Raw genomic sequence first — 20,207 nt, forward strand, 5'->3', positions numbered from 1 at the left:
GTCTGAAAAATATTTAGCTGCGGCGGGTGAACTTTGTTCACCCGCCGCAATTTTTTTACACTGGTTTGAAAAATTATGTCCATTTGTGGAAAACAATTAGTGAAATTAGTGTTTAATAAAAAATTATCTTTGCTTCATGAATCAAAACACAAACAAAACGGTTCTTATTCTGGGAGCCAATTCTGATGTTGCCAAGCAATGCATAAAACAATATATGGAAAAAGGGTTTTCCGTAATTGCAGCTTCCAGAAATACAACCTCTTTGAATGATTTCATTGATTCAAACAATCTGGATCGCTCAAAAGTCTCTGTTTCGTATTTTGATGCTGCTGATTTTGATTCTCATCATCAATTTTATTCCAGTCTTTCTGTACAACCTCATATTGTGGTTTATGCTGCAGGTTTTTTAGTAGATAATCAAAAAGCACTGACTGATTTCAAGGGAGCCAGACAAATGATGGAAGTCAATTATATGGGTGGTGTGTCTATCCTAAGCATTATTGCAATGGACAAAAACAATAAAAATCTTGAAAGAATCATTGGTCTATCTTCCTTGTCCGGAGTAAGAGGGAGAAAAAGCAATTTTGTCTATGGAAGTACAAAGGCTGCGTTTACACAGTTTCTGGCGGGATTGAGACAAGAACTAGCTTCTCGAAAAATAATTGTGAATGCCTTGGTTATTGGCTATATCAGAACAAAAATCAACGAAGGATTAGAACTGAATGAATCTCTGATCATGGAGCCGGATTATGTGGCCGGATTTATTGTCAACGCCGGAAATTCCTTTACCATTGTTCCGAACTTTAAATGGAAGATTATTTATCATATTCTGAGACTTTTGCCGGAAAGCCTTGCTGCAAAATTACCTTAAGTAATTTTCATTAATATTATTTTTCTTGGATAGCTTACACACTTCGGTATCGTTTTTGTAATTCTATGACCCAAAAATTATTTCTTCCTGCAAGATTCAATTTCTGAATGAATATTGAGTAAAGCAGAAATATTCTTTTCTGCTGTTAATCTATTTTTAAGGATAAAATATAATTTACTTTCACTCTACAGTGCAAGGTGGATTTCTTTTTTTCAATCCTGCAGAAGATGTCAATGCTTCATTGATATAAATAGTAAACACATAGTATAAAATGGACGATTTAGAACTGAACAAGATTCAACAACACTGGGACACCTTAATTTCTTCAGCAATCTCATGGGCACCGAGAATTTTTACTGCAATCATTTCTGCATTATTGATTTATCTTATCGGATCATGGATGATCAGAATGATTAAAAAACTGGTTGAAAAAGGTTTCAAAAAGAGAAATATGGAAGCTTCGTTGCAGCATTTTCTTTTAAATATTATCAACTGGGGACTTAATATTCTGCTGTTTATTGTTGTTGTGACGCAACTTGGAGTACAAACATCTGCGTTTGTTGCAATGATTGGTGCCGCAGGTTTAGCGGTAGGTTTAGCTTTACAGGGATCTTTAACAAATTTTGCAGGTGGAATCTTAATTCTGCTATTAAAACCATTTAAGATTGGTGATTTTATTTCTACCAATTCAGGGGTTTCAGGAACTGTAGATGCTATTGATATTTTTCATACAAAACTGATCACCCCACAAAACCAACTGATTATTATTCCTAACGGAGTAGTTTCAAATAACAGTATTACCAATTTTACCCAACTGGGAACAAGGAGAACATCACTGGATATCGGAATTGCCTATGATGCGGATCTTAAACAGACCAAGGACATTTTAATGAACGTTATCAAGAATAATCAATATGCTCTTGCAACGCCTGCCCCACAGGTGGTGGTTACTGAACTTGGAGACAGTGCTGTGAATGTATCCGTAAGAGTGAGTACTTCCACTGAAAATTTCTGGGCAATGAATGAAGAACTAATCATCGGTTGTAAAGAAGCTCTCGATAAAGCTGGAATCGGAATTCCTTTTCCACAGAGAGATATCCATGTTTACAATCAATAATTATATTTAATTTTTTTTAAGAAGCTCCTGCATTATTGTAATGTGGGAGTTTTTATTTTTCTTTTGTAGAATGTTGCTGAAGAAAATCTAATAAAATTTTATATTCATTCTCCTTAAACTCAGGTTCCGTAAAAATGAAATTAACCTTGTTATTAACCATATTTAAAATAAGGTATTGATCAACCATTTTATAATGAGTTTTATCCCAGACGCAGTTGATTGTATTGAATGGATTTTTAACAGTAATGCTGTCCTTGTGAAGGGTTATAAAACTGATTTCCTCATGTTTTCTTCTAAGATTTTCAATTTGTTCTTCTATCAAATTGAAGGTTTTATTTTTGGTACTGAAATATTGATATAAAAGAAGGAAAATATATCCTACAAATAAGAAACTACCATATTTAAAAATAACAGAAACAGGACCAAGATTCAAAGATTTTAGAGGAAGAAATCCTAGTGCCAGGAATAGAACAGCATATAGGATTGCTTTTTTTAGTTCAACGAAGTGCTTTTTCCATGTATACTGAAAGAAAAATCTCTGATTTTCCCACTCAATATTTTCATTGAAATATAATTGTAATTTTATAGGCTCCTCCATGATAAAAGTTTTGGATGCAAAAATATTGAAATTATTCAGTGTCGATAATACTTTTCACCTTAATAAATCTTTTTGTCCCTTTTTTTAAGGTTTTTACCAAATGACAATTGTTTTTATCGGTCAGTTTTATACCTTTATATTACCGCAATCCGTGGGTAAAACAGAAATATGGAAGAGCTTTTTACTTATATCAAAAAATTCGGAATACTGAATCCTCAGGAGGAACTTTTGATTGCTGAAGGAATTCAGGAAATTAAAGTAAAGAAGGGAGAACCTTTTGTAGAGGCTGGGAAAGTAAGTCAAAGAATTGCTTTTGTAAAGGAAGGGGTTTTCCGCTCTTTATACTATAACAAACAGGGTGACGATTTTACCAGATATTTTATCTATGAAGGTAGATTTATAGGAGATTTTCAAGGTTTTACCGATCAGCTGCCTGCTCATGAAGATATTGAAGCTATTACAGATGCTGTACTGCTGGTGATTAATCTTAAGCATTTTAAACTTCTGGAAGAGAAAATTGCAGTATGGCCGGTTTTGTTTGCAAGAATTCATGCGTTTGTTGTTGAGAATAAACTAAAGGTTGCCAGTATCATGCTCAACCAGGATGCGAAATCACGTTATATTCATTTTTTAAATCATTATCCGGGGCTTGCCAACAGAGTTCCACAATCTATGCTGGCTTCGTATCTTGGAGTCACTCCTTCTTCACTGAGCCGGATCAGGAGAAATATCGTATAAGATTTTGTGGGAGAGTAATAGAGTTGGTGAGTTGTTACTAATTTCTAACATCTAGATTTTAATTTCTCAGTAAATCTCTTTTTGTCAAATGGCAATGGTCTTTCTTATTGACTGTCATAGCTTTGTTTCATAAAATTTAAAGTACGAATATGGATATTGTATTAGGATTACAATGGGGTGATGAAGGAAAAGGAAAGTTTATTGATCTGATCAGTGAAAATTATGACATTACAGCACGTTTTAATGGTGGATCGAACGCTGGGCACAGCATAGAGAGAAACGGACGAAGAATTACGCTTAAAATGATTCCTTCAGGGATCTTTATGAACGGAGTACAAAATGTGATCGGGACAGGAACCGTTCTGGATCCTGTAAGTTTCAAAAAAGAAATTGCAAATCTTCAGTTATTTGATGAAACGGTTCAGCCGGAAAGTAATGTGATTATTTCATTGAAAGCACACTTTGTACTGCCTACTCATAAGCTTCTTGATGTTTTTATGGAGGAAAGTTCTGATTATACAACCATCGGAACCACCAAAAACGGGATTGCACAGGCTTATTCAAATAAAATCTTAAGACAGAATGTAAGAATACGAGATATGTTTGTTTCTGACTTTAGAAGCAGAGTACAGCACATTTTAGAAAGAGATTATAAGATGCTGATCGCAGGAGGTATGACACTGCCTTCTTTGGAGGAAATAAGTAATGAATTTTTTGAAGCGGTAGATTTTCTGAAAAAATTCAAATGCACAGAAACTGAAATATATTTAAACAATGCTCTGGCAGAAGGTAGAACAATCTTAGCTGAAGGTTCTCAGGCTGCCATGCTGGATATTGACCACGGAACTTACCCGTATGTAACTTCTTCTTCCACCACGGCTTCAGGAGCGAGCAGTGGACTTGGTGTTTCACCGAAAAGGATAGGTGAGATATTCGGGATTGCAAAAGCTTACTGTACAAGAGTAGGGAATGGTGTTTTTCCAACGGAACTGTTTGATGAATTAGGTGAAGAGATCAGAACAAAAGGGAATGAGTTTGGTTCCAATACGGGACGTCCGAGAAGAACAGGCTGGCTGGATCTTCCTGCTTTGAAGTATGCTGTGATGATCAATGGGGTAACCCAGCTGGTTCTCACAAAAGCAGATGTTTTAAGTGGACTGAAATCCGTAGCAGTTTGTACCCATTATGAACTGGAAAATGGAGAGATCATAACTGCTTCAGGTTTACTTCCTGAAAACGGAAAACCTATACTAAAATGGATGAATGGATGGGAAGCTGACTTCTCTGCAATGAAAAGTCCTTCAGAATTACCCAAAGAAGTCAACGAGTTTCTTTCATTCTTGGAAGAAGAATTGGGAATTCCTGTGGCTTATCTTTCAACCGGGCCGGGAAGAAATGAGATGTTGAAATTAATCTAATAGATAGTTATAGAATAGAAAGAGGTTAGGGAGTTTATTTCCTAACCTCTTTTTTGTATGAAGAAATTTAGTTAACTTTTGTAAGGATAAAGCGTTGTTTTGTAGAAGGCTGAACCGTTTGATCAGTTGTGCCGATTACAATAGGGGTAAGATTGGTTGTTGTGCCATTTTTTACCTCTAATCTCAATGCTGGTGCGTTCTTAGGAGCAAATCCAAATCCATTATTTCCTAAATTAAATAATAACCATTTTTGAGAATCTGTATTTGCATTGGTTCTTAATTCAACAGCCGTTCCATTCGTTGTTCCATTACTTTTTACAGTTAATACCTTTGTAGGATCCAATAAAGATTTGATGATATAATAACCATGATCTGATTTGGTGAAAGTAAATCTCTGGTTATTCCCTGTAGAAGCTGAGTACAGAATGATGCTGGTGCCGTCTGTAGTTGAACTTCCTGAAATATCTACATTTTTATCACTCGCTAAAGCAGTTCCCATGGTATACGTTCCGTTGATGGCAGAAGTAGCATTAACAGGTCCATACAAATGATTGATTCCGGCATAATCACCTGCAGACAATCCTGTTCTTTGCTTGGTGAATGTAGATCCATCCAGCTTGGTCATTACAGGCTGACTTGAGTCTATAGCAAAGTCTGTAGACTGATACATCATCACTGAACCGAAATCAAACGCACCATGTCCTGCATAATCATTATAAAGATTGAAGTTATGACGGCTTCCTTCTACAGCCTTGTTAACATCTACAATGATGTACTGATCTCTATCCGGGCGACACTGCTCATGCATGATTCCCATAGAATGCATGATTTCGTGAGCAATAATGGCGGGATAAGTAATATTATAAATTTTTATACCGTTAACTCTGTTTTTTTGCCATCCAAGTGGAGAACTGTTGGACGTTGTATAAGTAAAGGTGATATATTCTGTTTGGTTGGTCCGTTCAACAAACTGCATGCTGGTCTGTGAAGAAATCATATCAAACGCTTTGTTGATATTGGTCAGGAACGTATTATAATTTTGAGTACTCAGACTTCCCTGGCTTGGTAATGTATAGTAGACGGTTGCATTCGGCCATGTCTTAATAAAGGAGCTTACAATGGTACTTTTCTCTGCAGTTGATATTCCGGGGTTAGCCTGCTTTTGTAATACATTAAACTGTTCTGGGCTAATCGTAATATCTTCTGCATAAAAATATTCTCCATTTACTTCATTGACATAGGTGTCTTTCCCGTCAATTGATAATTTGTGAATCTTTGCATTGTCTAGCTTCGTGGTGATAGGATCGATTGAATCAGTTTGAGGATTTTCAATGTCCGACCTACATGAATTCAGTGCCAAAACAAGGCATCCTGATAATAGTAATAGTTTGCTTTTCATATGATTTAATATTGGTTTGGTGATCAAGGTTTAAAATATGAACAGCTATATTATTATCATACGCATGAGATTATAAAAATACATCAATTCCTAAGTTTTGATTAAGTCTTCATTATAAATCAGCTGTGTAACGTAAATATATTAATAAAAATCATATTTACATATAACATAATATAATGATTGTTTTGTTGGATTTTTATTTTAAAAATGTATTTATTTCGTTTGTTTAGTTGTTTTAATTTAATTTTTACTATCGAATTTTAAATTTGATTATTTCACGAATATTTGATATAGTGTATAAAAATATACTTTTTGTTAGTATAAGGTTTGTTTTGTTAGCAAATTGATAAATAATATTAGAATTTGTAATGTTTTTGATTCTAAATAATGCTACTTTATTAAAATTTATTTTTCAAAAATAGTGTCGTCAGTATAAAACATTAGGAAGTTCAGGGTGAGCTTTAGGCTTCTGTAATAAGAATATAAAAAAAGCGGGGCAAATACCCCGCTTTACATTTATGCTTTTAAATTCAATTGTAATTCTAATTCGTCGAGCTGTGCATCAGCAATCGAAGCAGGTGCATCGATCATTACATCTCGTCCTGAATTGTTCTTAGGGAAAGCAATATAATCTCTAATCACTTCGTTTCCGTCAAGAATTGCCACCAAACGGTCAAATCCGAATGCTAAACCTCCGTGTGGCGGAGCACCATATTTGAATGCATTCATCAGGAATCCAAACTGAGCTTCTGCTTCTTCTCTGGTAAATCCTAATAAATCAAACATTTTAGACTGAAGATCTCTGTCAAAAATTCTGATAGATCCACCTCCGATTTCGTTTCCGTTCAGAACCATATCATAAGCGTTGGCTCTTGCTTTTCCAGGATCTGTTTCCAATAAGTGGATATCTTCCGGTTTTGGAGACGTGAAAGGGTGGTGCATTGCATGGTATCTTTCAGTGTCTTCATCCCATTCCAATAGAGGGAAGTCAACTACCCAAAGTGGTGCAAATACATTTCCTTTTCTTAATCCCAAACGGTTACCAAGTTCCATTCTTAATGCGGAAAGCTGAGCTCTTACTTTATTTTCGTTTCCGGAAAGAATTAACATTAAGTCACCTTCTTTTGCTCCGAATTTTTCAATGATCTTTCCTAAATCTTCCTCGTTGTAGAATTTGTTTACCGATGAGGTTTTCACTCCGTCATTCTGGAATTTTGCCCAAACCATTCCTGAAGCACCAATCTGAGGACGTTTTACCCAATCCACAAGTTCATCGATCTGCTTTCTTGTATAGTCTGCACATCCTTCTACATTGATCCCGACTACTAATTCAGCATCATCAAATATTTTAAAGTCTTTTCCTTTTACCAGTTCATTCAGCTCTACGAACTCCATTCCGAAACGGATATCCGGTTTGTCATTTCCATATTTTTTCATCGCCTCTGCGAAAGTCATTCTTGGGAAAGCTCCGAATTCCTGACCTGTAATATCTTTTATAAGAGTTTTAGTCATTCCTTCGAATACGTTCATAACGTCTTCCTGCTCTACGAAAGCCATTTCACAGTCGATTTGTGTAAACTCCGGCTGTCTGTCTGCTCTTAAATCCTCATCGCGGAAACATTTTACAATCTGGAAATATTTATCCATTCCACCTACCATCAAAAGTTGTTTGAAAGTTTGTGGAGACTGTGGCAATGCATAAAACTGTCCAGGATTCATTCTGCTTGGTACAACAAAGTCTCTTGCTCCTTCCGGAGTAGACTTGATCAAAACAGGGGTTTCCACTTCAATGAAACCTTCGTCAGATAAATAATTTCTTACTTTCTGTGCCATCTTGTGACGGAAGATCAGTTTATCTTTTACCGGATTTCTTCTGATATCCAGGTAACGGTATTTCATTCTTAATTCTTCACCACCGTCTGTTTCATCCTCAATAGTGAAAGGCGGAAGCTGAGAATCGTTAAGAATTGTCAGTTTTTCTACCAGAATTTCAATTTCTCCAGTTGGAATATTAGGGTTTTTGCTTACTCTTTCAATAACTCTTCCGGTAGCCTGAATCACAAATTCACGGCCCAGTTTTTTTGCTTCTTCCATCAATTGTGCAGAAGAGCGGTCCTGGTCAAAAACCAGCTGGGTAATTCCGTAACGATCTCGAAGATCTACCCAAATCATAAATCCTTTATCACGGATAGTCTGTACCCATCCTGATAGTGTAACTTCTTCATTCAGATTTTTCAGAGATAGCTCTCCGTTGGTGTGTGATCGAAACATAATTATTTGTTTAAAGTTCAATGTTTAAGGTTCAATTCCGAACCTTGAATTTTTCGTTGGCAAAGATAAGATTTTTGCAGGTTTTATAAATAAAAAAAACTCCCTTTCGGAAGTTTCATATATTGTTTTTAGATTTTTTTAGATTCTGTTACCACCTTTTGCGATTAGAATTCTCTTTACTTCTTCGCTGCCTTTTGTTTCATCAGCTACTTCAAGAGGAGTTTTATTCTGACATTTTTTATTCACATTCGCTTTGTTATCCAAAAGGAAGTTGATAATATTCTTTCTGTCAGACATTACGCTGAAGCCAAGGGGTGAATAAAGTATATTTCCCACAAGGAAACATTTGTTGTAATCTCCTGGAGCAAACTGTTTTTTGAATGTTGTTATATCATCAGAATAAATGGCTTTCATCTTTTCCTGACTCATCTTCTGGGCAGAGAACATGCTGCCGGACAGTAACATTCCAAATAGAAAAGTAGTAGAGATTATTTTTTTCATAAGGATAATTTTTAAGAATATACAAATCTAAATTAAATTTTATTACCAATTGCTAAGTTTTTCTAATAATTGGATTTGTATTTTTGGGATTACATAAAATATTAATTGCGAAATGACAAAATATATTGAATTTTTGAAAAAAGCATTCAGCGGTGAAGAAACTGATTTTACCAAAGTGAACATCAGAAGTGCTGTGCTGCTTTTGGCAATTCCCATGATGCTGGAAATGGCTATGGAATCCGTATTTGCGCTTGTTGATCTCTATTTTGTCGGCCATCTGAAAGAAAGCGGTTTTGCTATCCAGACGGTGGGGCTTACCGAATCTGTACTTTCGATAATGTATTCTATTGCCATTGGGATGAGTATGGCGGCTACAGCTTTGGTAGCAAGAAGAATTGGTGAGAAAAATCCGGAACAGGCTTCCAGGAGTGCAGCGCAGGTATTACTCGTTTCCTTTGCGATTACTTTTATTTTAAGCTTGTTGGGAGTGATCTTTGCAGAAGAAATTTTAATCCTGATGGGTTCAAAGCCTGAAGCAGCAGCTTATGGGAAGAATTTTACCAGAATTATGATGGGAAGCAGCACGATTATTATGCTTTTGTTTTTAATTAATGGGATTTTCAGAGGAGCCGGAAATGCTATGATTGCTATGAAAAGTTTATGGATAGCCAATATTGCTAATATCATTCTCTGTCCGATTCTGATAAAAGGCTTAGGACCTGTTCCTGCTTTAGGACTAACGGGAGCTGCTTTGGCAACAACAATAGGACGTAGTATTGGTGTTATGTATCAGCTGTATCATCTTTTGGTAGCCGATACTCAGATAAGAATTAAGCTTCCTTATTTTAAACCGAATTATGCATTAATCAAATCCATTATAAAAATTGCAACTCCCGGAATTTTTCAGTTTGTCATTGCCTCATGCAGCTGGATTTTCCTTGCAGAGCTTGTTGCAACTACCGGAGGGGAAAATGCATCGGCAGGGTATCAGACCGCTTTAAGATTGATGATGTTCTTTATGCTTCCAGCCTGGGGATTGAGTAATGCTGCATCTACGTTGGTAGGGCAGAATATGGGAGCGAATGAAATGCTGAGAGCAGAACAGTCGGTGATGAAAACCGTGAAATATAATGTCATTTTTATGCTGGTGGTAAGTTTGATTTTCCTTTTTATGGGGAACTTTTTAGTTGGTTTTTTTACTCAGGAAATGGCTATTAAAGATTTTGCTAAAAATGCGCTTCAGATTATGAGTATAGGATTTATTTTCTATGGAATCGGGATGGTGATGATCAATGCCTTTAATGGGGCTGGTGATACATGGACTCCTACCTGGGTTAATCTTTTTGGATTCTGGCTGTTTCAGATTCCGCTGGCTTATTTCTTATCAAAATATCTTGATATGGGACCCAAAGGAGTTTTTATCTCAATTCCTGCCGCAGAAACTTTAATTACGATTGTTGCCTTTATCTTATTTAAAAAAGGAAAATGGAAGACGATAAAAGTGTAGGAGATGGATGCTACTTAAGCCTTAAGTATACAAATTGTTTTTTAAGAATAATTAATTTGCAGATCAATAATAAAAATAACTTCCAGTTTTCCTCCCTAATTTATAAAACTTTAACAGCTTCATTAATTGGATTTTAGTATTGTATTTTCTAAATTCGTAGAACAACAAATACATATATAATACTATGGGAAAAGGAGACAAAAAATCAAGAAGAGGAAAAATTAATTCCGGAAGTTATGGTAAAAGAAGACCTAAAAAAGCTTCAAAATCATTTCCTGCTTCTGCAGAAAAATCTAAAAAGTAATTAAAAATAAAAAGACCGAAGATCATAACTCCGGTCTTTTTTATGAAAATTAAATTAATTATTTACCTCCCAAAATATTACCAAGGATGCTGCCTAAGCCGCCGCCTTGTTGTTGGTTTCCACCACCCAATACACTTCCCAGAATATCGTTCAAAGGATTTCCTGATGATTGAGATTGTCCTCCTCCTCCTCCTAAAACACTTCCAAGAATGTCATTTAAAGGATTAGACTGCTGAGCTTGTGCCTGATTGGAAGCATTTCCAAGGATTCCTCCTAGAAGATCTCCTAAACCTCCTGCTCCTACATTGCTCTGTTGTTTTTGCTGTCCGATATAACCCATTACTACAGGTGCAAGCATTGCAAGAATAGGACCTATTTTATCTATTGAAATTCCAGTGTTCTGTGACAGTTGGTTTTCAACAGTACTTTTTTGCCCACCGAAGATATGATCAAGAATAGATCCTCCTTCAGCCTGTCTTGCTTCAATTTGTGAAGCATCATTTAAAATACTTCCGTTGTGGTCTTTATCTAAAGCATTATTTAAAGCTTCTGCTTCTTTAGCATCCTGAGATTTATTTCTAAGATAAGAAATAATAAGAGGGGTAGCAACAGCTAATAGGGCGATTACCTGGTTTTTATTGATTCCGAATTTGTTTTCAGCCTGTTCAGCAACCTGGTTGCCTGTGTTCCCTGTAAGTAGGTCAATTAAACTCATTTTTTGTGTTTATTTAGTATTAAGTACACCAAAGTTATCAAAAAATATGCCTCACAAATTGACCGTCTTTCATAATTATTGTTAAAGTTTCTGAGAGCTTTTCAGAAAGCCTTAGTTTTTAATGATAGGAACGTTTGAACACGCTTCTCCGAACATTAGAGATTTTACAATAGGTTTCAGTTGTTCTACCAATTCAATATAAGCATTTTCAGGAATTTCTTTATCTGAACATCCTTTTACAAGGACTCTTTTTCCTCTCATTTCCTCAAAATCATGAGTCTGGATCGCATTATGCATTAAAATAACTTCCAGATCCTCGCGGCTTCCAAAAACTACTTTCTTTGCTACATCGGTAATTTTTGCTGTTAAAACAAAATAAGCCCAAAGAGGAATAATAGTGTCTACAGAATTGTAAATGTATATATAAGCGTCTTTATATTGTTCCGTATCGATAGCGTCTACCTTTTCGCGGAAATCTTTTTCTTTCAGGATCATTTCCTGAAAAAGGAAATCTTTAAGGTCTATACCCTTTCTTTCCCCTTTTGGCAGTAAAGTGGTAAGGTCAAAATTGATAAGGCCGCTTTCTGCAACTTTATTCCGGATTTCAAATTCTTCTGACATTTTTTATCATTATCTTTGAACAAATTTACGAATTAAGATCATATCTGTCTTAATTTGTTCTCTATCCTTACTATAGAAATGAAGTATTATATTATTGCAGGAGAAGCTTCCGGTGACCTGCATGGAAGCAATCTGATGAAAGCCTTACAACAAAAGGATCCGAATGCGGAATTCAGATTTTGGGGCGGTGACATGATGAAAGCTCAGGGCGGAACGCTGGTGAAACATTATCGTGACCTTGCCTTTATGGGATTTCTGGAAGTAGTGATGAACCTCCGTACTATTCTGAATAATATTAAATTCTGTAAAGAGGATATTCAGAAGAACAGACCTGATGTTTTGATTCTGGTAGATTATCCGGGATTTAATCTGAGAATTGCCAGATTTGCCAAAGAATTGGGAATCAAAGTGGTTTATTATATTTCTCCACAGCTTTGGGCATGGAAAGAAGGCCGCGTAGAGATTATCAAAAAATATGTGGATGAAATGATGGTTATTCTTCCATTTGAAGAAGAATTTTATAGAAAACATGGAGTACATTCTCATTTTGTAGGTCACCCGTTGCTGGATGCTATTTCGGATCTTCAGGAAATAAGCATTGAAAAATTCAAATCGGAGCATGGGTTGAATGAAAAAGAAATTATTGCATTACTTCCGGGTTCCAGAGAACAGGAAGTAGAAAAGATGCTTGAAATAATGCTTTCCGTAAGACCGCAGTTTCAAAACTATCAGTTTGTGATTGCCGGAGCCCCAAGTCTTCCAAAAGAATTTTATCAGAAATATGTAGATGATAATGTTCATTTTGTTTCTAATAAAACCTATGATTTGCTAAGATGTTCAAAAGCTGCTTTGGTGACTTCCGGAACAGCTACGTTGGAAACCGCTTTGTTGAATATCCCTGAAGTGGTGTGCTATCGTGGAAGTAAGATTTCCTATGCTATTGCTAAAAGATTGGTGAAAAATATCAATTATATTTCTCTGGTTAATCTGATTATGGACAGAGAAGTGGTGAAAGAATTGATTCAAAATGATCTGAATACTAAAAATCTGGTAGAAGAGCTCAATAAAATTTTGTCAGGAGAAAAGAGGGAGCAGGTTCTGAATGACTATAGCCTTCTTAGAGAAAAACTTGGCGGAAAAGGAGCCAGCGATCATGCTGCTGAGGTGATATTGAAAGTATAGTTTGTGCTGATTTTCTGATTATTAATCTACTTTTTAACTATGAATTATTGTAACCGTTTACTGTTATTCCTGACTTTTGTATTATTTTTCACAAACAGTTTTGCCCAGCAGAACAGTATAAGAGATAAGGTTCAGATATTTTATTACGGCTGGTACGCCAATCCTGCAACAGATGGAGATTATCAGCATTGGAATCATGAGATTCTTCCTCACTGGAGTAATCCGAAGTGGAATAATCTGGGGCATCATAAAGGAGGTGATGATATCGGAGCTAATTTTTACCCGGCTCTTGGTAACTACAGTTCCAATGATCCGAAAACTATCGAGCAACATATGAAAATGATTAAAGACTCCGGAGTAGGAGTGGTTGTCGTAAGCTGGTTGGGAAAAGATTCGTTTACGGATAAAAGTCTTATCAAGTATTTAGATATTGCAGATCGGTTTGATTTAAAAATAGCATTCCACATTGAGCCCTTTTATAAAAACACTTCGGAATTAAAAGAGCAGCTTTCTTACCTGTTAAAAACGTATTCCAATCATCATGCATTCTATAAAAAAGAAGGAAAACCTCTGTTTTATGTGTATGACAGCTATAAAATTTCTAAAGAAGAATGGATGAAAATATTATCCAAAGATGGAGCGGAAACAGTCAGAAACACGGATTTAGATGCTCTTTATATCGGACTTTGGGTTGAGAAAGATGATGCTAAATTTTTCGATTCGGCAGGCTTTGATGGTTTCTATACCTATTTTGCCAGCGAAGGATTTGTATATGGAAGTACAACGGCTAATTGGGATTTTATGGCCAACTTTGCTAAAGATCATCATCTGATTTTTATTCCGTGTGTAGGTCCTGGTTATTCCGATACAAGAATCCGACCGTGGAATGAAGCTAATTTCAAAAGCAGAGATCATGGAAAATATTATGAGAAAATGTTTGATGCTGCCAGTAAAGTAAATCCTGAGTTTATTGGAATTACATCATTCAATGAATGGCATGAAGGAACGCAAATAGAGCCTGCTATTCCTAAAAAAGCAGTAGATTTCAAATATGAAGATTACGGGAAAGATCCTTTATTTTATATCAAAGAAACGAAGCGTTTGACGGATAAATTTTTGAAAAAGAGATAATATACTTTTAAATGTAATTTTTAGTAAAAAAAATTAAGCGTTCTGTTAACATTTTTAATGAAGACAGAGCGCTTATTTAGTTTTTAAAGAGGTCGTGAATTTCCCATTCATTGCCTATTTTAAAAGGATAATTAATGGATATTGAACAAACAACCTCTTCTTATTCTGGCAATATGCTTTATTCTTGGAATTCTTTTTCAGGATAGAGTGGTATTAGCAGAGATCGTTGTTGATGGAGTGGGAATAATATGCTCAATATTGTTGATTTTAATCTGTTTTCATTCTTATCTTCTGCATAAAACCAAAATTGTTTTATTGATGCTTCTGTTGTTTGGAGCAGGAATTGTTCTTCATTTCTATAACACTTCTTCATCGGTTGATAAACTCCCCATAAATAAGCATGAAACGGTTTTATTTAAGATCTCTCAGAAACTAAATTCTTCGGAAAAATATAGAAAATATGAAGGCATTGCACAGGCGAGAAATGCATGTTTTAATTCAATTTTTTATGTTCCAAAAGAGAGTAAAGAGTTAGATTTTATTCACTACTATAAAGCTAAGGTTTACATTACGAAACCTCAGATTCTGTCATATGATTTTCAATTTGATTATGCTCAATATCTGAAAAGAAAACATATGGATTGCCAGGTTTATCTTTCAAAAGAAATTATATCTGCTGAACGGAATGACTTAACGTGGGCAGATCAGCTTAGGCAATATAGGTTTGAAGTTCTTAAGAAAATTGATAAAATAGAAATTTCAGCAAAAACTAAAGAATTTCTAAAAGGTATTATTCTGGCAGACCGAACAGAAATTGATGCAGGCACTGTTAGTGATTTCAATAAGTCCGGGTTGGTTCATTTTCTGGCTATTTCTGGAACTCATATTGTGGTTGTTTTTGGGATGTTCTACTTTTTTCTGATTCGGTTTGCTCCTTTGCAATTCAGAAAATATGCGGTTGTTTTCAGTTTGATTTTTATCTGGTTGTTCGCCGCTTTTATCGGATTTGGTAATTCGGTATTACGGTCCTGCATCATGTTGAGTGTTTATTTCATTTTTGTTTTGCTTCAGCGAAAGCCGGATCTGCTTCATGCATTGGCTTTATCTGCTTTTTTTATTCTAATCGGAGATACACAACAGCTTTTTGATGTAGGTTTTCAGCTTAGCTTTTTGGCTGTTCTGGGAATTTATTGGCTGAATCAGCCTCTGCTGAAATACTTCCCAAAACAGGATAATTATATTAAAAAACTTCTGTTTAACACGATTACAATATCTTTATCTGCACAGTTGGCAACACTTCCTCTGGTATTGTACTATTTTCATCAGTTTTCATTGATATCAATCATTGCCAATTTTGTTATTGTTCCTTTTTCTGAATTAATTATTATTTTCTCTTTTTTAATAACAGTTCTTATTTCTTTTGGGATTGATTTTGCACTTATAAATGGTATATATGATGGGATTATTCAGTTTTTACTGAAGGTAATCCATTGGTTTGCTGAAGTGGATGTACTGTTCTTTGAAAATATTCCAATGAATGGGATAGAAGTGATGTCAGTATCAGTGTTTGTCTATTTGCTAAGAGCAGCTATACTGAAATTCAATATGAAAAATACGATGAGGTTGATGATGACAGCATTACTATTTCTAATGATAAGAAGCGGAATCACGGCTTTTGAAAATCAGAAGGAAGAGATATTGGTTCATCATTTTAACAGAAACAAAATTTTTTCAGTGAAAAATGGTGACAGAGTCTGTTTCTGGATTTCGGATATGAAAAATAAGACGAAGATTTTACAGTATATAGTCAATCCATATTGTGCTTCCAGGAGAGTAGATCATTTTGAGATAAAAACCTTGTCACCCTCCATTCAAAAAGTGGTTTTCAGGAATAAGATTTATGATCTGAAATGATGGTTCTGAATTTAGCCATTTTCCTGTATTTATAATGGGTGAAAATCTTATTTAGAAAGATTACAAACTGTCTATTTGTGAGATTTCTCACTTTTCGATATTGTTAAACTTTCTTAATTTTGTGGAAATTCAAATTTAAACTTATATGGCAGGTTTAACGAGTTCTACGATAGGTAGAAAATACGCTATGGCATTATCAGCTATGTTTTTGCTGATTTTTCTTATACTGCATTTGACAACCAATTTGTTATCAGTTCTAAACAAGGATGCATTCAATACAGCATCTGACTTTATGGGCTATAATCCTTTTGTGCAGTTCTTAATGCAGCCTATTCTTGGTTTTGCAGTAATTTTCCATTTTGTAATGGGATTTGTGCTTGAGATCAAGAATAATAAAGCGCGTCCGGTAAAGTATGCAGCTAACAACGCATCAGTGAATTCTTCATGGATGTCCAGAAATATGATTATTTCAGGAGCTGTTATTTTAGCTTTCTTGGCGCTTCACTTATATGATTTCTGGCTACATGAAATTAATTACAAGTATGTAGAAGGATTGACTCCTGATGCAGAACGTTTCTGGCCGGAACTTCATGAAAAGTTTGCTGATCTTTGGAGAGTGGCTTTGTATGTAATCTCTTTTGTTCTGCTAGGATTACACTTAGCGCACGGATTCCAGTCTTCATTCCAGTCTATCGGTGCGAGACATCCAAAATATACGCCGGTGATCAAAGCTTTCGGGACATGGTATTCAATCCTTATCCCTGCAGGATTTATCATCGTTGCAGTTTTCCATTTTATAACTCAATAATATCAATATACTAGTATGAGTAAATTAGATTCAAGAATTCCAGCGGGTCCTCTTAAAGACAAGTGGAAAAATCATAAAGACCATATGAACCTTGTTGCACCAAACAACAGAGATAAGATTGATATTATTGTTGTAGGTACAGGTTTGGCAGGAGGTTCTGCTGCAGCTACATTAGCTGAGCAAGGATATAATGTGAAAGCATTCTGCTACCAGGATTCTCCAAGAAGAGCACACTCTATTGCAGCTCAGGGAGGGATCAACGCAGCTAAAAATTACCAGGGAGACGGTGACTCTACTTACAGATTATTCTATGATACCATTAAAGGTGGTGACTATAGAGCAAGAGAGGCCAACGTTTACAGATTAGCTGAAGTTTCTGCAAATATTATTGACCAGTGTGTTTCCCAGGGAGTTCCTTTCGGGAGAGATTATGGCGGTCAGCTAGATAACCGTTCATTTGGTGGGGTTCAGGTAAAAAGAACTTTCTACGCAAAAGGACAAACAGGGCAGCAGTTATTATTAGGTGCTTATTCTTCAATGAGCCGTCAGATCGGTAAAGGAAGAATCAAAATGTATAACCGTCATGAGATGTTAGATCTTGTTATTGTTGACGGAAAAGCGAGAGGGATTATCGCAAGAAACCTTGTAACAGGTGAAATTGAAAGACATTCTGCTCACGCTGTAGTAATCGCTTCTGGAGGATACGGAAACGTATATTTCCTTTCTACCAATGCAATGGGATCTAACGTTTCTGCTGCATGGAAAATTCACAAAAAAGGAGCTTACTTCGCAAACCCTTGCTACGTACAGATTCACCCGACTTGTATTCCTGTTCATGGAACACAGCAGTCTAAACTGACTTTGATGTCTGAATCATTAAGAAACTCAGGAAGAATCTGGGTTCCTAAAAAACATGAAGATTCGGTAGCAATCAGAGAAGGTAAATTAAGACCTGAAAATATTAAAGAAGAAGATAGAGATTATTATTTGGAAAGAAGATACCCTGCATTCGGTAACCTTGTACCTAGAGACGTTGCGTCCAGGGCTGCTAAGGAAAGATGTGATGCTGGATTCGGAATCGAAAATAATGATACTCAGGAAGGTGTTTACCTTGATTTCTCTACAGAGATCATGAAAAAAGGTAAAGAATCCGCTATCGAAAAACATATTCATAATCCAACAGATCAGCAGATCTATGATTTAGGTAAGAGCTGGGTAGAGGAGAAATACGGTAACTTATTCGTAATGTACGAAAAAATTACTGCTGATGATCCTTACAAAACTCCAATGAAGATCTATCCTGCAGTTCACTATACCATGGGTGGTGTATGGGTTGATTATAACCTTCAGTCTACTATTCCGGGATGTTTCGTAATCGGTGAAGCTAACTTCTCTGATCACGGTGCAAACAGATTGGGTGCTTCTGCATTGATGCAGGGTCTTGCTGACGGATATTTCGTACTTCCTTACACGATTGCAGATTACCTTTCTGCAGATATCAGAACAGGAGCTATTCCTACGAACTCAGGAGCGTTTGACGAAGCTGAAAAAGGAATTAAAGAAAAAATTGAATTCTTCTTAAACAATAAAGGAACTCATTCTGTAGACCATTTCCACAAACAATTAGGAAACATTATGTGGAATAAAGTTGGAATGGGAAGAACTCCTGAAGGATTAAGAGAAGCAATCAAAGAAATTGAAGAAGTAAGAAACGATTTCTGGAAAAACGTAAAAGTACCAGGAGAAGGAGAAGGGATGAACACTGAACTTGAAAAAGCATTCAGAGTAGCAGACTTCCTTGAACTTGGACAATTAATGGCTATCGATGCACTACACAGAAATGAATCTTGTGGTGGACATTTCCGTGAAGACCATTCAACTCCGGATGGAGAAGCGGAAAGAGATGACGTAAACTACAAATACGTCGGAGCTTGGGAATATCAAGGAAACGATATCAACACAGAAGTGTTGCATAAAGAAGAATTGATATACGACAACATCGAGGTTAAAACTAGAAGTTATAAATAATCTCCAACCTATAAATATAACATTATGAGTGCAAAAAAAGGCTTACATCTTACGCTGAAAATTTGGAGACAAAAAAATAGTAAAACTAAAGGTCAGTTTGAGACCTATAAAATATCAGATGTATCTACAGACTCTTCATTTTTGGAGATGTTGGATATCCTGAACGAAAACTTAATTAACGAAGGAAAAGAACCTATCGCTTTCGACCACGACTGTCGTGAAGGAATTTGCGGTATGTGTTCTCTTTACATCAATGGTAGAGCTCACGGGCCTGATACAGGTATTACAACTTGTCAGCTTCACATGAGAATGTTCAAAGATGGTGAGACGATCGTTATTGAACCTTGGAGAAGTGCTGCTTTCCCTGTAATCAAAGATTTGATGGTAGACAGAAGCGCATTCGACAGAGTAATGGCAGCAGGAGGATTCATTTCTGTGAACACTTCTGGTAATACATTGGATGCTAATGCAATCCCTGTTCCTAAAGAAGATGCAGATAAAGCAATGGATGCTGCAGCTTGTATCGGATGTGGAGCGTGTGTAGCTACATGTAAAAACGGATCTGCAATGTTATTCGTTGGAGCAAAAGTTTCTCAGTATGCATTACTTCCACAAGGTAGAGTAGAAGCTAAGAGAAGGGTTCTGAACATGGTGAAAGCTATGGACGAAGAAGGTTTCGGAAACTGTTCAAATACCGGAGCATGTGAGGTAGAATGCCCTAAAGGTATTTCTCTTGAAAACATCGCAAGAATGAACAGAGAATACATGGCTGCTCTTGCAGATCAAGGATAGAATTGATTCAAATATATAAAAAATCGCCTTCATTTTTGGAGGCGATTTTTTTATGAAAAAGTTAACCCTGTTAAAGTTTGTTAACTTATTGACTGATCTTCGTTATTCTTTATTTATTAAGTATATATTTGGAAGGTAATTGAATCGTTTTCTGAAAAAACTTTCAAATACTTTTTACCTTCAAAAAGATGACCTTCAATAATTGGAATATCCCTTTTGAATGGTAATAATAAAATTTTTAAAAAAAATAATTAGTGTGAATTAGCAAGCCCTAAAAAGCGTATTTTTGTGT

18 protein-coding genes are annotated in these 20,207 nt (G+C 35.8%); 12 read left to right on the forward strand and 6 right to left on the reverse strand.

Annotated features, from left to right (window positions below; all coding sequences use genetic code 11):
* The first annotated feature begins 136 nt into the window (after nucleotides 1-136).
* Nucleotides 137-871 (forward strand): SDR family NAD(P)-dependent oxidoreductase, encoded by a 735-nt coding sequence (locus REB14_RS04855; RefSeq protein WP_079243319.1) that lies wholly within the window; start codon nucleotides 137-139, stop codon nucleotides 869-871.
* 271 nt (nucleotides 872-1,142) lie between these two features.
* A complete protein-coding gene (locus REB14_RS04860) occupies nucleotides 1,143-1,988 on the forward strand; it encodes a mechanosensitive ion channel family protein (protein ID WP_079243318.1) in 846 nt (281 codons plus the stop codon).
* A 52-nt stretch (nucleotides 1,989-2,040) separates the two neighbouring features.
* Here REB14_RS04860 and REB14_RS04865 read toward each other — a convergent pair whose 3' ends face one another.
* Nucleotides 2,041-2,586 carry a hypothetical protein gene (locus REB14_RS04865; protein WP_079243317.1) on the reverse strand — a complete coding sequence of 182 codons (546 nt, stop codon included), beginning with the start codon at nucleotides 2,584-2,586 and terminating at the stop codon, nucleotides 2,041-2,043.
* Between the two features lie 168 nt (nucleotides 2,587-2,754).
* Here REB14_RS04865 and REB14_RS04870 point away from each other — a divergent pair, with 168 nt between their 5' ends.
* Together REB14_RS04870 and REB14_RS04875 are read left to right on the forward strand one after the other, a co-directional pair.
* Nucleotides 2,755-3,324 (forward strand): Crp/Fnr family transcriptional regulator, encoded by a 570-nt coding sequence (locus REB14_RS04870; protein ID WP_079243316.1) that lies wholly within the window; start codon nucleotides 2,755-2,757, stop codon nucleotides 3,322-3,324.
* 149 nt (nucleotides 3,325-3,473) lie between these two features.
* Complete coding sequence (locus REB14_RS04875) at nucleotides 3,474-4,742, forward strand: adenylosuccinate synthase (RefSeq protein ID WP_309521648.1); 1,269 nt, start codon at nucleotides 3,474-3,476, stop codon at nucleotides 4,740-4,742.
* Between the two features lie 67 nt (nucleotides 4,743-4,809).
* Here the strand turns inward: REB14_RS04875 and REB14_RS04880 are convergent, their stop codons facing one another.
* The 3 genes from REB14_RS04880 to REB14_RS04890 form a co-directional block, all read right to left on the reverse strand.
* Nucleotides 4,810-6,141, reverse strand: coding sequence for a M12 family metallopeptidase (locus tag REB14_RS04880; RefSeq protein WP_079243314.1), 1,332 nt, complete (start codon nucleotides 6,139-6,141; stop codon nucleotides 4,810-4,812).
* Nucleotides 6,142-6,657: 516 nt separating this feature from the next.
* The gene (aspS, locus tag REB14_RS04885) at nucleotides 6,658-8,412 is read right to left on the reverse strand and encodes an aspartate--tRNA ligase (protein ID WP_079243313.1); all 1,755 of its coding nucleotides are present in this window, start codon (nucleotides 8,410-8,412) and stop codon (nucleotides 6,658-6,660) included.
* A gap of 138 nt (nucleotides 8,413-8,550) precedes the next feature.
* Nucleotides 8,551-8,913: an ankyrin repeat domain-containing protein gene (locus REB14_RS04890; RefSeq protein ID WP_079243312.1), complete on the reverse strand. Its 363-nt coding sequence runs from the start codon at nucleotides 8,911-8,913 to the stop codon at nucleotides 8,551-8,553.
* A 112-nt stretch (nucleotides 8,914-9,025) separates the two neighbouring features.
* On the opposite strand from REB14_RS04890, the gene REB14_RS04895 reads away from it, so the two are divergent.
* Nucleotides 9,026-10,420, forward strand: a complete 1,395-nt coding sequence (locus REB14_RS04895) for an MATE family efflux transporter (protein ID WP_309521649.1) — start codon at nucleotides 9,026-9,028, stop codon at nucleotides 10,418-10,420.
* A gap of 184 nt (nucleotides 10,421-10,604) precedes the next feature.
* On the forward strand, nucleotides 10,605-10,724 hold the full coding sequence (locus REB14_RS04900) for a 30S ribosomal protein THX (RefSeq protein ID WP_079243310.1): 120 nt from the start codon (nucleotides 10,605-10,607) through the stop codon (nucleotides 10,722-10,724).
* Nucleotides 10,725-10,782: 58 nt separating this feature from the next.
* On the opposite strand, the gene REB14_RS04905 is transcribed toward REB14_RS04900, so the two are convergent.
* A complete protein-coding gene (locus REB14_RS04905) occupies nucleotides 10,783-11,439 on the reverse strand; it encodes a DUF937 domain-containing protein (protein ID WP_079243309.1) in 657 nt (218 codons plus the stop codon).
* A 111-nt stretch (nucleotides 11,440-11,550) separates the two neighbouring features.
* Nucleotides 11,551-12,060, reverse strand: coding sequence for a DUF2480 family protein (locus tag REB14_RS04910; RefSeq protein ID WP_079243308.1), 510 nt, complete (start codon nucleotides 12,058-12,060; stop codon nucleotides 11,551-11,553).
* Between the two features lie 78 nt (nucleotides 12,061-12,138).
* Here REB14_RS04910 and lpxB point away from each other — a divergent pair, with 78 nt between their 5' ends.
* The 6 genes from lpxB to REB14_RS04940 all read left to right on the forward strand — a co-directional run bounded on the left by lpxB (nucleotide 12,139) and on the right by REB14_RS04940 (nucleotide 19,915).
* A complete protein-coding gene (gene lpxB, locus REB14_RS04915; RefSeq protein WP_309521650.1) occupies nucleotides 12,139-13,242 on the forward strand; it encodes a lipid-A-disaccharide synthase in 1,104 nt (367 codons plus the stop codon).
* Between the two features lie 39 nt (nucleotides 13,243-13,281).
* Nucleotides 13,282-14,373, forward strand: a complete 1,092-nt coding sequence (locus tag REB14_RS04920) for a glycoside hydrolase family 99 protein (RefSeq protein WP_309521651.1) — start codon at nucleotides 13,282-13,284, stop codon at nucleotides 14,371-14,373.
* 141 nt (nucleotides 14,374-14,514) lie between these two features.
* Nucleotides 14,515-16,287 carry a ComEC/Rec2 family competence protein gene (locus REB14_RS04925; RefSeq protein WP_079243305.1) on the forward strand — a complete coding sequence of 591 codons (1,773 nt, stop codon included), beginning with the start codon at nucleotides 14,515-14,517 and terminating at the stop codon, nucleotides 16,285-16,287.
* A 145-nt stretch (nucleotides 16,288-16,432) separates the two neighbouring features.
* Complete coding sequence (locus REB14_RS04930) at nucleotides 16,433-17,095, forward strand: succinate dehydrogenase cytochrome b subunit (protein ID WP_034693075.1); 663 nt, start codon at nucleotides 16,433-16,435, stop codon at nucleotides 17,093-17,095.
* A 15-nt stretch (nucleotides 17,096-17,110) separates the two neighbouring features.
* Nucleotides 17,111-19,123: a fumarate reductase/succinate dehydrogenase flavoprotein subunit gene (locus REB14_RS04935; protein ID WP_079243304.1), complete on the forward strand. Its 2,013-nt coding sequence runs from the start codon at nucleotides 17,111-17,113 to the stop codon at nucleotides 19,121-19,123.
* Between the two features lie 24 nt (nucleotides 19,124-19,147).
* Nucleotides 19,148-19,915 (forward strand): succinate dehydrogenase/fumarate reductase iron-sulfur subunit, encoded by a 768-nt coding sequence (locus REB14_RS04940; protein WP_034693080.1) that lies wholly within the window; start codon nucleotides 19,148-19,150, stop codon nucleotides 19,913-19,915.
* Nucleotides 19,916-20,207 lie beyond the last annotated feature (292 nt).

Origin of the sequence: Chryseobacterium metallicongregator, assembly GCF_031324065.1 — a bacterium.
In the GTDB taxonomy this organism is placed as follows: Bacteria; Bacteroidota; Bacteroidia; order Flavobacteriales; family Weeksellaceae; genus Chryseobacterium; species Chryseobacterium metallicongregator.

Bases quoted from the DNA above. Each gene is read 5' to 3' on its own strand.
- REB14_RS04880 (WP_079243314.1), bottom strand. From the start codon at position 6,141: ATGAAAAGCAAACTATTACTATTATCAGGATGCCTTGTTTTGGCACTG.
- aspS (WP_079243313.1), bottom strand. From the start codon at position 8,412: ATGTTTCGATCACACACCAACGGAGAGCTATCTCTGAAAAATCTGAAT.
- REB14_RS04855 (WP_079243319.1), top strand. From the start codon at position 137: ATGAATCAAAACACAAACAAAACGGTTCTTATTCTGGGAGCCAATTCT.
- REB14_RS04865 (WP_079243317.1), bottom strand. From the start codon at position 2,586: ATGGAGGAGCCTATAAAATTACAATTATATTTCAATGAAAATATTGAG.
- REB14_RS04920 (WP_309521651.1), top strand. From the start codon at position 13,282: ATGAATTATTGTAACCGTTTACTGTTATTCCTGACTTTTGTATTATTT.
- REB14_RS04895 (WP_309521649.1), top strand. From the start codon at position 9,026: ATGACAAAATATATTGAATTTTTGAAAAAAGCATTCAGCGGTGAAGAA.
- REB14_RS04930 (WP_034693075.1), top strand. From the start codon at position 16,433: ATGGCAGGTTTAACGAGTTCTACGATAGGTAGAAAATACGCTATGGCA.
- lpxB (WP_309521650.1), top strand. From the start codon at position 12,139: ATGAAGTATTATATTATTGCAGGAGAAGCTTCCGGTGACCTGCATGGA.
- REB14_RS04935 (WP_079243304.1), top strand. From the start codon at position 17,111: ATGAGTAAATTAGATTCAAGAATTCCAGCGGGTCCTCTTAAAGACAAG.
- REB14_RS04905 (WP_079243309.1), bottom strand. From the start codon at position 11,439: ATGAGTTTAATTGACCTACTTACAGGGAACACAGGCAACCAGGTTGCT.
- REB14_RS04860 (WP_079243318.1), top strand. From the start codon at position 1,143: ATGGACGATTTAGAACTGAACAAGATTCAACAACACTGGGACACCTTA.
- REB14_RS04910 (WP_079243308.1), bottom strand. From the start codon at position 12,060: ATGTCAGAAGAATTTGAAATCCGGAATAAAGTTGCAGAAAGCGGCCTT.
- REB14_RS04940 (WP_034693080.1), top strand. From the start codon at position 19,148: ATGAGTGCAAAAAAAGGCTTACATCTTACGCTGAAAATTTGGAGACAA.
- REB14_RS04875 (WP_309521648.1), top strand. From the start codon at position 3,474: ATGGATATTGTATTAGGATTACAATGGGGTGATGAAGGAAAAGGAAAG.
- REB14_RS04870 (WP_079243316.1), top strand. From the start codon at position 2,755: ATGGAAGAGCTTTTTACTTATATCAAAAAATTCGGAATACTGAATCCT.
- REB14_RS04890 (WP_079243312.1), bottom strand. From the start codon at position 8,913: ATGAAAAAAATAATCTCTACTACTTTTCTATTTGGAATGTTACTGTCC.
- REB14_RS04900 (WP_079243310.1), top strand. From the start codon at position 10,605: ATGGGAAAAGGAGACAAAAAATCAAGAAGAGGAAAAATTAATTCCGGA.